We start from the raw sequence: 12,537 nt of genomic DNA on the forward strand, positions 1-12,537 counted from the left end.
AATCATCATGCGAACTTGAATAACTATGAAATAAACAATAAAAAAGAGCACCCTATGCTACGGATGCTCTTGAACGTTTGTATGTATATGTCAAAATTAAAAATGGTAGCGGCGGAGGGAGTCGAACCCACGACCTCACGGGTATGAACCGTACGCTCTAGCCAGCTGAGCTACACCGCCATTTGTAAAAGACACAAGTAGTATATTACATCTATCCTGCCATCCTGTCAACGCTTCTTTAGAAATTTGTCGAAAAAGTTTTTTGCAGTTTTTTTAAAAAGACTGTTAGCGTAAACTTTGTTGTTATAGAAAGTGGTTGATTTCCGTTCCAGATGCTCGCTTTCCGCGGGGCAGGCGGTGAGCCACATTCGTACGTTTCACTCTTAAGTGTCTCACCTGCCCGCCTGTCCCGCAGGAGTCTCGCACCCTGCACTCCAATCAACTGTCACAGAAGAATATAAAAATGAGGTTTGAAAGCAACAATCTTGTAGAATAGAGCTTTTTAGTATGTATCCACGCAAAAGAAGTCGAGCCAGCCTGACAGAAAAATCAACATCTAAAAAACAAAAAGCACCCTAATGTATAGGATGCTTGCCATATATAGATGAATGAGCATTAAAAATGCAACAATTATCCTCTTCGGCCGCCGCGGCCACCTCTTTTTGATTCAGTACTACGCTTTAAAGTAGTGAGTCGATCTTCACTATCTTTAAGGAATTTATTCATCTTATCCTCAAAAGATAATGCAGTAGAATGGTTGTTTCCGCCTCGGTTCGGACCTTTGCGGGATTTGTTGAATCCGCCGCCGCCTCTTGAAGGGGCTGGTCTACTAACAGAAGCAGCATTTTCCTTTGCTTTTTTAATAGACAAACCAATCTTTCCGTCCTTTTCGACGCTCATAACCTTAACTTCGACTTGATCACCAACTTTAAGAAATTCGTTGATGTCCTTCACGTAATTATCCGCAACTTCGCTAATATGCACGAGTCCTGTTGTACCCCCTGGCAGCTCTACAAACGCTCCAAAATGAGTAATCCCAGTAACTTTACCTTGCAACTTGCTGCCTACTTCAATTGACATGCAAAAAATGCTCCTCCTTAAAAAATCTCAAAAGATATCAATACTTATTATACAATCGAAAAAATCTGCGTGTCAATCTACGCTTATTGCTTTATTCTGGAAGTTTAAAAATCGTTTCACCAGGCTTTGACATAAAAAAGTCGCGTCTAGCGATTTCTCCAATGTATTCTTCGTCTTTTAGTTTATTCACTTCATCTTTAAGTTGTGCCTTTTCTTCCAAAAGAGCTTTGTATTCATCACTTAACTCTTGTTGTTCCATCTGTTTTTCATTTAAAAGGGAAAGCTGTTCTGCAATACCCGTAATAATTAAAAAAGCAAAAAAGGAAAATACGATAAAGGCCCCCGTTAAGCGACGGTACAAACCACGCTTACGTTTTGCGATCACCTGCTCATGACGCTCTTTATTCTGGATGTATTGTGAGTGAATCTCTGTTATTTTTTTTTGGCGCATTAGTTCGCTGTTCCCCTCCTTTACTTCTTTTTTCCCTTCCAATTGCTGACTTTATTCTTCGCTGAAATCAAAAACCCTGCTAATTTTAAATATTTCTCCTTTAAATTATACCATTTTTGCTTTGGAATGAAACGCCATATGAGTCGTCCCACCCACTTAAAAGGAGAAAAAAGAATCATGAAAACTACCATTGCAATTTTCCGCAAGATGTTAAATACATATAATAGAATAGCGGATATGAGCATAATTAACCATTTTATCGGCATAACGATTAAAGAGTTAAGCAGTCGATAAAAAAAGCGAAAAAGGGATACGACAGCCGAAACGATCCACTCGAGTATCTTCTTATAGATTCGTTCAAAAAGTGCTCGGTACGCCGCATAACCACAAATGAGAGCAATAAAAATATAGAATCGAATTTCAGCATGATTCACATGCAAAAGGACATAAAAGACGAGCAAAGCCTGTACCAGCCAAAACAGCAGATCATTCAAAAAGTGAAGCCAGTGCCACTTTCTCTTTTCATGGATGAACCGGCTGTACGTATCGACAGCCATACCGATCCAGATTCCCATGAAAACCATAGAAAGCATGGTTTGAAACTGAACAGTTAAGGTCATTTGAACAGTTTGCCAAAGAAGCCTTTATTCTTTTCGCCGGTCTGCTGGTCAAGGTACACAAGATCGAACACTTTGCCTTCAATATTTACGACACCTGATTCAACATCAAGATTCTTCATCTTCAAGTTAGTTCCGCGTATCGCTAAAAAGCCCATCGTTGTCTCAAGCAAAAACTCTTCATTATCAAAACTTTCTACTTGTTTAACCCCTGTAATCTCTAAATTCTTTCTGCCTATCATTCTTACATCGTGGTTTGGTGTGCTCACTTTTTGATTATATCCATTTAAATCATATCGTTGATCCATACAATCCCCTCCTCTATTCCATACAAATTTATGAAGGGAAGAGGTGGAATAGAACAAGCTGTATAGAAAAGAAACTGTAAGTGAGAGCGTCTTTTCTGAGTAGACCGCTCAAACCCGATCGAATGTGGTTTGTTGATATTTGATAAATTATTGTTGATATAAACACCATAAGTGTTGATATATATAGTTTTATTGATGATATAGCTGTCGTTCACGCCGATATAATGTTTCATAATTATAGAAAAAGAACCTGAAAAATTCAGGTTCTTTACTCAGTCGTTTCGATGCGGTTTTCTTCGAGGACGGTGTACATGTTGTCTGCGTCCTCTTTTTTGGTCGTATCTTTAAGCTCGTTGATTTTCACCTTTACAAGCTTTTGACCAAAACGAATCGTAAGCTCGTCCCCAACTTTTACATCAGAAGACGCTTTAGCCTGCAATCCGTTAATGGAGATACGGCCCTGATCTGAAATCTCCTTCGCCACGGTTCTCCGTTTAATCAGGCGGGAGACTTTCAGAAACTTGTCTAAGCGCATGCTTACTTAACAGCTTCTTTCAGCTTGTTTCCTGCTTTAAACGCTGGAACTGTAGCAGCTGGGATTTGAATTTCTTTCCCTGTTTGAGGGTTGCGGCCAGTACGGCTAGAACGCTCGCGAGTTTCAAAAGTTCCAAATCCAACAAACTGTACTTTGTCTCCGTCTTTTAGAGCAGAAGTGATTTCATCGATTACGCCATTAACGACTGTTTCTACATCTTTCTTTGTAAGTCCTGACTTTTCTGAGATATTTGTTACCAATTCATTTTTGTTCATTTTTAATTACCTCCTTGTTTATCTATCACATAATTCGGTAGAAAACCCTTATAATTAAGGGTTTCTTAATATTTCTCGAGAAAATATTCTCTATTTTTCACTATAATCCTTCTTTGTAGAAAAAAAAATTATTTTGCTTCGTTCCAAAGACGGTCCATTTCCTCAAGCGTTACGTCGTCGAACGATAGAGATTGTTCCTTTAACGCATGCTCGATATAGTTGAATCGCTTTCTAAACTTTCGATTGGTCTCATTCAGTGCCTCTTCAGGATCTATTTTGTAAAAACGCGCTAAGTTCACCACTGAAAACAACAAGTCACCAAGCTCTTTTTGTTGTTCATCACCCTCAGCTTCCTGAAACTCTTTTAATTCTTCTAAAATCTTATCGTAGACAGGTCCAGCTTCTTTCCAATCGAAACCGACTTTAGCAGCCTTTTTTTGATAAAGAAACGCTTTTTGAATACCAGGAATTCCTTTTGGCACTCCATCGAGCAGTGACTCTCTGTCTTCTTTCCCTGCTTCTTGCGCTTTAATCGCGTCCCAGTTTGCCACTACTTCGTCTGCATTCTCTGCAGAAACATCACTAAACACATGTGGATGGCGGCGGATCATCTTCTCGGTTAAAACAGCAATAACATCGTCTATGGCAAAGAATCCTTCATCTTCACCAATTTGTGCGTGAAGCAGCACTTGAAGCAATACATCCCCTAGTTCTTCCGCAAGTGCCTCATCGTCTTCTTCGTCAATGGCATCCAGCACTTCATAAGCTTCTTCGATCAAATACTTTTTCAGTGTAACATGCGTTTGCTTTTGATCCCACGGACAACCACCGGGTCCGCGCAGGCGAGCAATAACGTTTTTTAAGAACGAAAAGTCTCTGTACAAAAGCTCATCTTCTTTTACAGGAGGAACATAAACGGCTGTTAGATTGTTCAATGTCACAGACTGGTCCAGCTCATACAGCGGAACTCTCTTAATGGACTCATCTGAGCTGCCTGCTGCTGTTACGACAACGACTTCATAATCATCCGGATATTTTTCCATTAAGGTCAGCTTCACCTCTGATGCGATGAAGCTATCATACACTTGGACGATCACAAGATGGTGACGGATCTGGATCTCATCTTTCTTTAATGAAGTACCATCAAGAATCTGGCATCCTTCTATCGGATCGATTTTTAGAGCAGTGTACATTTCATCGAGAAAACTTTTGCCGCCTGCAACCGTTACCTCAACTTCTTTACTTTGTGCCTGGTGCAAAAGAATCTGAACAGCTTGTTCTGCAACGAGAGGATGGCCAGGAACAGCATAGATTACATGACCCTCTGTTTCAGCTGCTTTAAACAAAGTTTCGGCAATCTCCTCATACACAGGCTCAAACCGATCGTGCTTTTCATAGATCTCATCAAATGCAATAAATGTCTTTCCTTGTTTCATAAGGTCTTCTACAGCAGGGTGATGGATCGTACGCACATAGACCTTTTCAGATGACTCAAGCATCCTGTAGATGCCAAGGGTCATCTGATCCAGATCTCCAGCACCTAAGCCAATGATTGTAATCTTCTTCGTCATCATGGTCTCCTTTTTTTAAGACGTTTAAACAGTTTTCTAAATATACTAACGGAATGAAACACGGAGTCCCATTCTGCTTGAGAAAAAATCTTAAGCTTAAAGATGCAAATAAAGTAGATGGTTGCCCCAATTAAGGAGGAACTGATACTGATCATCATCGAATGGAATCGCGTATTCGCTATCATTAAAAAGTGTTCAGCAACAAAAACCCAAGCCAAAACTCCAATGGCCATGAAACTTAAGGAGACTATGTAAGAGAGCAGTTTTGCTTTTTGACTGCCACTTAGGAATTTTGTTGCAGACTGAAGCTTAACGAGTTGACCAACCGCTGCTGCAAAGGTGGCTAACACCGTTGATAGTGCAGCACCTTCCATGCCAATATACGGAATGAAAATAAAGTTCCCCGCTACTTTTACAGCCACTGCTAAAAGTACGGTAAACACTGTAAATCGCCCATGACCGATTCCTTGCAAGAGTCCTGTTGTCGTATAAATGATAGATACGAAAATAATGGATATACAAAGTATAGCGAGAGCACGCGAGCCATCCCCGTTTTTAAAAAGCATAACATTAAGATGCTTTATAATACAGATTAGCCCCACCGCTGCCGCTCCACCGAAAACGATAGATAATTTAACAGAGAGTTTAGAAAGGGATTGAATTTCTGCTTTTTTCTTTTCCGTGACTAACGACGCCATTTCTGGGACAACTGCAAGTGCTATTGAAGCTGCGGCTACGGTACCTAATTGAAGAAGTGGTTGTCCACGGTCGAAAACACCTTTCAATATTTTGGCATCATATGCCTCCATGCCGCTTCCTACCCATACATTCACAAAAAGGAAGGAATCCACAAGCTGCATCATAGCTAATATGAGAGCACTTAGAGACAGATAGATGCTCGTTTTGAGCAGTTCTGCCGCATAAAGAAACCGGAATTCCGCTCGAGGATTGTAAGCTTTCGCAAAACCCTTTTTCCAAAAGAATAAAAGAAACAAGCCTGATGCAAGAGCTCCAATCACTGAACCTGACAGTGCCGCTGCACCCGTTTCATAACTGGTGTAGCCTTTTGAAACGAAATAATAAGATAATAGTAAAATACCTGATACTCTAATTGTCTGCTCGATCAATTGCGAAACCGCCGTTAGCTGCATATCGCCGTACCCTTGATACGTACCTCTTAAAAATGCGGCAAGCGGGATAAACAAAAATAGAACCGAGATTACTTTTATAGGTAATTGAAGATTGTAATCTCCCATCCACCGTGCGATAAATGGTGCTGTGAAAAATAGAAAAACAAATGAAAGCACACCTAACGTAAAAGAGATCCATACAGATGTTTTAATCAGATGATCATTGTTGTTTTTCTCGGAAACGATCATTTTTGACAATGCCATCGGAAACCCCGTAAATGCAACAGCTGCTGCTATAGCGTAAAACGGATATGCCTGCTGAAAGACATAAAAGCCGAAATCACCCGTCATGTTCTGGTAGGGAATGCGATATACGACACTTAGTAATTTTACGATGATTGCTGCTGCAGTCAGTAGCAATGCACCTTCCCATACGGAATACTTCTTAGAGTTCATAGTATATACCTCGATACTGCAAATATTTATTTCCCGGGACGACACATGTCGACACGTTATTTAATTCATCAACATAATTCAAGGTATTATACCATAGTCAGGCTGTATCGCCCTGCGATACGCGACTTATATTAAGCATTTGACCATAGGTTCTGCTCTAAAAGATTGTTGTTAGTGGTTCATTCGCTGCATTGATAAATTGATCGTCCTGAATGTAAGGTGCGAACTACTGCTAGAAACAGTGAGACTACCACCACCCCCATATCGCTTTTGCCATATTTGCAGATACAGGAATATATATAATCTGTAGCGGAAATAGGAAGCTTTTTCAGTAGCAATAATAAGGTGCTAGTTGTTTTTGACTTTTTTCATTTCCTTCATTGACAAGTTGATTGTAGTGTAAGGTGTGAGACTCCTCGAAAATTAAACTTCAAATTTTCTTCGTGCGATGCGTCGCTGCTGCAGCATTCCTTGTCCTGCGGGACAGGCTGGCAGGTGAGACACTTAAGAGTGAAACGTTAAGAATGTGGCTCACCCGCCTGCCCCGCGGAAAGCGAAGCACCTGTAACGGAAATCAACCACTTTCAAAGTCATCAGGATTTTCTTAAAAAAATCTTATTTAAACAACAAAAAAAGAAAGAGCATAATAGCCCTTCCTTTTCTACTGCTCCATCTGTCTAGCTAAAAATCCAGCAGCAGTTTCAGCAAGTTTTTGCTCAAGTTCTGTCAGCTTTTTTCCTTCTTTTCCAACCATGACAACGGCTCCGATCGGATCTCCGCCTGCGATGATAGGTGCTATAACATGAGATGTATTTTCTTTAATCCCATCAATCAGCTCGGCTTCGGCTCCGTTGGATTCAACCAGCGTCTTCCGGTCACTCATGGACGATTCCACTACTTTACCGATGCTTTTATTGTGATAATCTTTCTTGGATCCGCCAGCTACCGCAATATATGTATCACGGTCAGCAATTAACACAACATGACCTGTACTATCTGCAAGGCTTTCTGCGTATTCTTTTGCAAAATCGCCTAGCTCATTAATCGGAGAGTATTTCTTTAAAATAACCTCTCCATCTCTGTCTACAAAAATCTCAAGCGGGTCTCCCTCACGAATCCGAAGTGTTCTGCGGATTTCCTTTGGAATAACTACGCGCCCAAGGTCATCAATACGTCGAACGATACCTGTGGCTTTCATATAGATAATGCCCTCTCTTTCGGATGATGATGATTCACTGATGTAACAACAAAATGGTTCCTTCTCTGAAAGAATGTTCCATTTTCTAGGTTTATTATTTGTTACATCTGCTGTTCTATTCACGATTGAGAGGGTAATTATATTTTATGGTGTATTTGTTGTCTTTTCTTTCCTAGCATGCTTAATCTCTTTTAGGAAAAGATCAATCTGTTTCAACAGGTCTAAATCTTTTACCCGTTTCCTATTGATGACCACTTTCATTAAGTTGTTCTGCATACCCAGGTTTACGTGTCTGCCTATCTTATTCGCGATCTCAAACATCTTCCCGCCATCTACGGATGCTGTTGTTTTTTCATTTAACAGCATGTTGACCGTATCCTGCTTCTGTTCAATCGACTTAACGCCTTCACGCTTCGCACGAAGTTTAATTCCTGCTACTAGCAGGAGACATTCCACTTCTACTGGATAATCACCGAAACGGTCAATAAATTCCTCTTGCAGGTCTGATATGTCTTTTAGGGCTTTCGCTGCACGAACATGTTTGTACATCTCGATCTTTTGCTTTTCGTCACCGATATAGTGTGTCGGGATATACGCATCAACCTCAAGATTAAGATCGACCTCTTCTTCTACTTCTTTTGGTTTTGTACCTTTTCGTTCTTGAATCGCTTCTTCAAGCATTTGAGAATACAGATCAAAACCTACTGAATCGATGAATCCGTGCTGCTGAGCACCAAGGAGATTACCTGCACCGCGAATAGACAAATCTCGCATGGCAATTTTAAATCCTGATCCTAATTCAGTAAATTCCTTTATAGCCTGAAGACGTTTCTCAGCCACTTCTGTTAAAACTTTATCACGCTGATACGTGAAATACGCATAAGCCACACGATTAGAACGACCAACACGTCCTCTAAGCTGATAAAGCTGTGAGAGCCCCATTTTATCCGCGTCATAAACGATGAGCGTATTCACGTTCGGAATGTCTACGCCTGTCTCAATAATCGTTGTTGAAACCAACACATCATAATTTCCTTCTAAAAATTCGAGCATGACGCTTTCAAGCTCGTTCTCAGACATTTGTCCATGCGCATAGGCGACACGGCAATCAGGTACGAGCATCGATATCTGCTCGGCCATTCTTTCAATCGAATCAACACGGTTGTACAGAAAATATACTTGCCCGCCGCGGCCCATTTCCCGCTCGATCGCTTCTCGTACGAAAGAACCGTTGTAATCCATGACGTATGTCTGAACTGGGAATCTATTTTCTGGCGGTGTCTCAATAACCGAAAGATCACGAACACCTAGCATAGACATGTGAAGTGTACGTGGAATAGGTGTAGCAGTTAATGTGAGCACATCCACATTTGATTTTAGCGTTTTGATCTTTTCTTTGTGCGTAACACCAAATCGCTGCTCTTCATCAATAATAAGCAAACCTAGATCTTTATACTGAACATCTTTTGATAGCAAACGATGTGTTCCGATCGCAATATCGACCGTACCTGCTTTCAATCCCTTAAGCACTTCGTTTTGTTCCTTTTTGGAACGAAAACGGCTTAAACTGCCGATAGTAATTGGAAACTCTGAAAAGCGTTCTCGGAAGGTTTCAAAATGCTGCTGTGCAAGGATCGTAGTCGGAACAAGGAAAGCCACTTGCTTTCCATCCATAATTGCCTTAAACGCTGCACGAATCGCCACTTCGGTTTTTCCGTAACCCACATCTCCACAAAGAAGGCGGTCCATCGGACGAATACTTTCCATGTCTTTCTTGATTTCGTCGATCGCACGAAGCTGGTCATCCGTTTCTTGGTATGGAAAACTTCCCTCAAACTCACTCTGTTCTGCTCCATCTTCAGCGAATGCATAACCCCTGCTCGCTTCACGTTCTGCATAAAGCTTAATAAGATCATCCGCTATATCCTGAACAGAAGATTTAACTCTGCTTTTAACTTTTTTCCAGTCGCTTCCGCCTAGCGTATAGATCTTAGGCTCTTTCCCCTCAGATCCCACATACTTCTGTACTTGATCGATCTGTTCTACAGGTACGTAAAGCTTATCGTTTCCGGAATATTTGATATGCAGGTAATCTTTATGAACACCTTTGATCTCGAGCGTTTCGATTCCTAAGTATCTCCCAATCCCGTGATTGACGTGAACGACATAATCGCCTACTTTTAATTCGGAGTAACTCTTGATCCGTTCAGCATTAGTCATCTTCTGTTTTCTAGCAGGACGTTTAGCCTTCTTCGTAAATACTTCTTCTTCTGTTATGACAACAAGCTTTTGCTTAACAGATTCAAATCCGCTAGCAAGATCTCCGAGCAAGATCTGACTCGTTTTCGGCTGAATATCCTGATCTTTGTCAATAATGCCTGCATCCATTTCATAATCGGCAAGCACTCGTTCCAGCCGCTGTGCACGTTCCTTGTTCATCGCAACAAAAACGATCGCAAATCCAAGCTTTTTCCAGCGGTCCATCTCACCTTTCAAAACGTTCATCTGACCGTGAAAGTTCTGCATGCTCTTGCATTCTACATTGAGAATGTTTTGAGGCTGAGTGTGCGGTACGTGTCTTAAGAATAAAGATAAATAAATGATCGGAAACGCCTTTTTATCACCAAGAAGCTGGTTGGTGTCAGGCGATATGGTCAGATCTTGAACAAGCTCTCCATGCTCGAGCAAAGCGGTCTGCCACTCCGCTTCCTCTTTATCCAGCTGCTGGCTCGTTTCCTGAATGCGCCCGATCTCATCCATAATGATCAAGCTGTCAGACGATATGTAATTCAAAAGACTTGCGGGCTGTTCATAAAAGAGCGAAGCGTACTTATACATGCTTTGAAACTGCTGTTGTTCACGCAATCGGCCCGTTTCATAACTAATATTTTCAACGAGTGTTTCTTTTAAAGAATTATCTTTAATATTTTTTAAAGTGGTTGCTAGCTTTGCATCAATACGCTCTGCAGCCTTGTTATAGTGTTCTTCAAACAGGATAAGCTCTTCAGCTGGAGCAATGGAAATCTGCTCTACTTTATCTTGTGAACGCTGTGTTTCTGCTTCAAAGTAACGAATAGAATCGATTTCCGTATCAAAAAGCTCAATGCGAAGAGGATTTTTTTCCGTAAGTGGGTAAATATCGATAATCCCTCCACGAACACTGAATTCACCTGGTGTTTGTACCATTGACGTACGTTCATATCCCATCGCAACAAGCTTATTTAAAATTTGATCCGGATCAATATCTTCACCCATTTTAAAAGAAAGTCCGGATTGTTTCCAAACGTCTACCGGTGGAAGATATCTTCTTAATCCTGCAACAGGTGTGATAATAACACCTTTAGAAGATTGGCTTAAATAGTTTAGCGCTTCAATTCTTTGGCTTTTCAGCTCAGGACTCGAAATGGCCATCTCCGAGGATATTAGATCATTAACGGGATATAAATAAACTTCATCTTCAGATAAAAGAGAAGTTAGATCTTCATATAGTTTTTGTGCTTGAAATAGATTATGGGTTACAACTAGCTGTGGTTTACCCGTATTCTCGTGAAGACTGCTAATGAGCATGGTTCGAGCAGAACCTGAAAGCCCCGCTACTAATTGTTCTTTGAGTCCGCCGTTTATGCCATCCAAAATAGATTTAAAGTCTTCTCCCTGGCTAAAATATTTCTTCAATCCAAGCATTTCTTACTCCCCCTCTCACAAGAACTAGTCAATATTTCTATAATAGTAATTTGGGTCAGTTACCGAAAAGATTGTAGCTTGTGGGTTATGTTTTGGAAACTCTTCATTGACAAGTTGATTGAAGTGTAAGATGCGAGACTCCTGGGGGATCAGTGTGCCAGGTGAGACTCCTAACGGCGCAAAGCGCAGAGGAGGCTCACCGCACGCCCCCCGGAAAGCGAGCATCTGAAACGGAAATCAACTACTCTCAAGAACAACAAAGGGTTACATAAACACCCCATTTTAAACAGAAAAAGGCTTTGGCCCGCGTAGTAGGCTATGGCCAAAGCATTACCTTATTTTATTGAATAAAGGATTTCAACGTATGATACTCAGGATAGCGTTCTAAAGAATCCTGACAATCCTCACATGTAGTCGTAACCTCTATATCTCCATTCTCTTTATAGGAGAGTAATTCCTGCCGTTCTTCGCTACTTAATGTTTCAAACCCAAGATGTGCCGCATTCACAGTATGGTGATCAATCGTGCCAACATGTGTTTTACAATGCCTGCACCTGTAATGAATAGCCATGTACGGTCCCCTTTCGGTTAGCATTATACTAACCATTATGAGCGGAACATGTGTAATCTATTCTTTACCCGTTAAACTTATTCATGACTTTATCAAACGATGTTTCTATAAAAGCAGCACACGCTTTAACTGATCGGTCAATTCCGCTTTCAACATCAATCTGCTCATCTTTAGAAAAACGGTTCAGTACAAAGTCAGGCACGGGCTGTTGATTTGTAGGACGGCCGATACCAAATCGAATTCTCTTAAATTCTTGTGTGCCGAGATGAGCAATCATCGATTTAATCCCATTGTGTCCGCCAGCGCTTCCTTTAGTTCGGAGTCGCAGCTTCCCCGGAATGGTATCAAGGTCATCATAAACAACAACCATGTCTTCTAATGGAATTTGAAAATAATCCATAAACGGTCCGATGCACTCACCTGATAAGTTCATATACGTCAGCGGTTTTAAAAGAAATACTTTTTCTCCGCCAACAAAACCTGTTCCGTATAACCCTTTAAATTTTGTTTGCTGCATAGGGATGTTTAAGGAATCGGAAAGTTTGTCAATCACTTCAAATCCTATATTATGCCGGGTTCCATCAAAACGAGATCCAGGGTTCCCGAGCCCGATAAACAGTTTCACTTTACGTTCACCTAGCCTTTAATTGTCTTACGAACA

The 12,537-nt window shown here is 40.9% G+C and carries 14 protein-coding genes and 1 tRNA gene; 1 reads left to right on the forward strand and 14 read right to left on the reverse strand.

The annotated features are described in order from the left end of the window. Nucleotides 1–103 precede the first annotated feature (103 nt). The 10 genes from QUF49_RS00175 to QUF49_RS00220 form a co-directional block, all read right to left on the reverse strand. Nucleotides 104–180: transfer RNA gene (locus QUF49_RS00175), tRNA-Met, on the reverse strand. Nucleotides 181–303: 123 nt separating this feature from the next. Continuing rightward, nucleotides 304–426, reverse strand: coding sequence for a hypothetical protein (locus QUF49_RS00180; protein WP_289493717.1), 123 nt, complete (start codon nt 424–426; stop codon nt 304–306). 204 nt (nt 427–630) lie between these two features. Further along, nucleotides 631–1,080, reverse strand: a complete 450-nt coding sequence (locus QUF49_RS00185) for a S1 domain-containing RNA-binding protein (protein WP_289493718.1) — start codon at nt 1,078–1,080, stop codon at nt 631–633. 91 nt (nt 1,081–1,171) lie between these two features. After that, nucleotides 1,172–1,531 (reverse strand): FtsB family cell division protein, encoded by a 360-nt coding sequence (locus QUF49_RS00190; RefSeq protein ID WP_289493719.1) that lies wholly within the window; start codon nt 1,529–1,531, stop codon nt 1,172–1,174. 20 nt (nt 1,532–1,551) lie between these two features. Then, the gene (yabQ, locus tag QUF49_RS00195; protein ID WP_289493720.1) at nt 1,552–2,151 is read right to left on the reverse strand and encodes a spore cortex biosynthesis protein YabQ; all 600 of its coding nucleotides are present in this window, start codon (nt 2,149–2,151) and stop codon (nt 1,552–1,554) included. Beyond that, nucleotides 2,148–2,456 carry a sporulation protein YabP gene (gene yabP / locus QUF49_RS00200; protein ID WP_289493722.1) on the reverse strand — a complete coding sequence of 103 codons (309 nt, stop codon included), beginning with the start codon at nt 2,454–2,456 and terminating at the stop codon, nt 2,148–2,150. The genes yabQ and yabP overlap by 4 nt, the downstream gene beginning before the upstream one ends. A 268-nt stretch (nt 2,457–2,724) precedes the next feature. Further along, a complete protein-coding gene (locus tag QUF49_RS00205; protein WP_066238169.1) occupies nt 2,725–2,991 on the reverse strand; it encodes an RNA-binding S4 domain-containing protein in 267 nt (88 codons plus the stop codon). Nucleotides 2,992–2,993: 2 nt separating this feature from the next. Then, nucleotides 2,994–3,266, reverse strand: coding sequence for an HU family DNA-binding protein (locus tag QUF49_RS00210; protein ID WP_066238167.1), 273 nt, complete (start codon nt 3,264–3,266; stop codon nt 2,994–2,996). Nucleotides 3,267–3,394: 128 nt separating this feature from the next. Further along, nucleotides 3,395–4,837, reverse strand: a complete 1,443-nt coding sequence (gene mazG / locus QUF49_RS00215; RefSeq protein WP_289493725.1) for a nucleoside triphosphate pyrophosphohydrolase — start codon at nt 4,835–4,837, stop codon at nt 3,395–3,397. Next, nucleotides 4,837–6,423, reverse strand: coding sequence for a putative polysaccharide biosynthesis protein (locus QUF49_RS00220; protein WP_289493727.1), 1,587 nt, complete (start codon nt 6,421–6,423; stop codon nt 4,837–4,839). Before QUF49_RS00220 ends, mazG begins: the two co-directional genes overlap by 1 nt. Before the next feature lie 443 nt (nt 6,424–6,866). Here QUF49_RS00220 and QUF49_RS00225 point away from each other — a divergent pair, with 443 nt between their 5' ends. Further along, a complete protein-coding gene (locus QUF49_RS00225; RefSeq protein WP_289493728.1) occupies nt 6,867–7,031 on the forward strand; it encodes a hypothetical protein in 165 nt (54 codons plus the stop codon). 53 nt (nt 7,032–7,084) lie between these two features. On the opposite strand, the gene spoVT is transcribed toward QUF49_RS00225, so the two are convergent. From spoVT to pth, 4 genes are all read right to left on the reverse strand, one after another. After that, nucleotides 7,085–7,621 (reverse strand): stage V sporulation protein T, encoded by a 537-nt coding sequence (gene spoVT, locus QUF49_RS00230; protein WP_289497545.1) that lies wholly within the window; start codon nt 7,619–7,621, stop codon nt 7,085–7,087. Between the two features lie 144 nt (nt 7,622–7,765). Further along, nucleotides 7,766–11,305, reverse strand: a complete 3,540-nt coding sequence (gene mfd / locus QUF49_RS00235; RefSeq protein ID WP_289493730.1) for a transcription-repair coupling factor — start codon at nt 11,303–11,305, stop codon at nt 7,766–7,768. A gap of 340 nt (nt 11,306–11,645) precedes the next feature. After that, on the reverse strand, nt 11,646–11,876 hold the full coding sequence (locus QUF49_RS00240; protein ID WP_289493732.1) for an anti-sigma-F factor Fin family protein: 231 nt from the start codon (nt 11,874–11,876) through the stop codon (nt 11,646–11,648). Nucleotides 11,877–11,940: 64 nt separating this feature from the next. Beyond that, on the reverse strand, nt 11,941–12,501 hold the full coding sequence (gene pth / locus QUF49_RS00245; protein ID WP_289493734.1) for an aminoacyl-tRNA hydrolase: 561 nt from the start codon (nt 12,499–12,501) through the stop codon (nt 11,941–11,943). Nucleotides 12,502–12,537 lie beyond the last annotated feature (36 nt).

The organism is Fictibacillus sp. b24, assembly GCF_030348825.1.
GTDB lineage: Bacteria > Bacillota > Bacilli > Bacillales > Fictibacillaceae > Fictibacillus.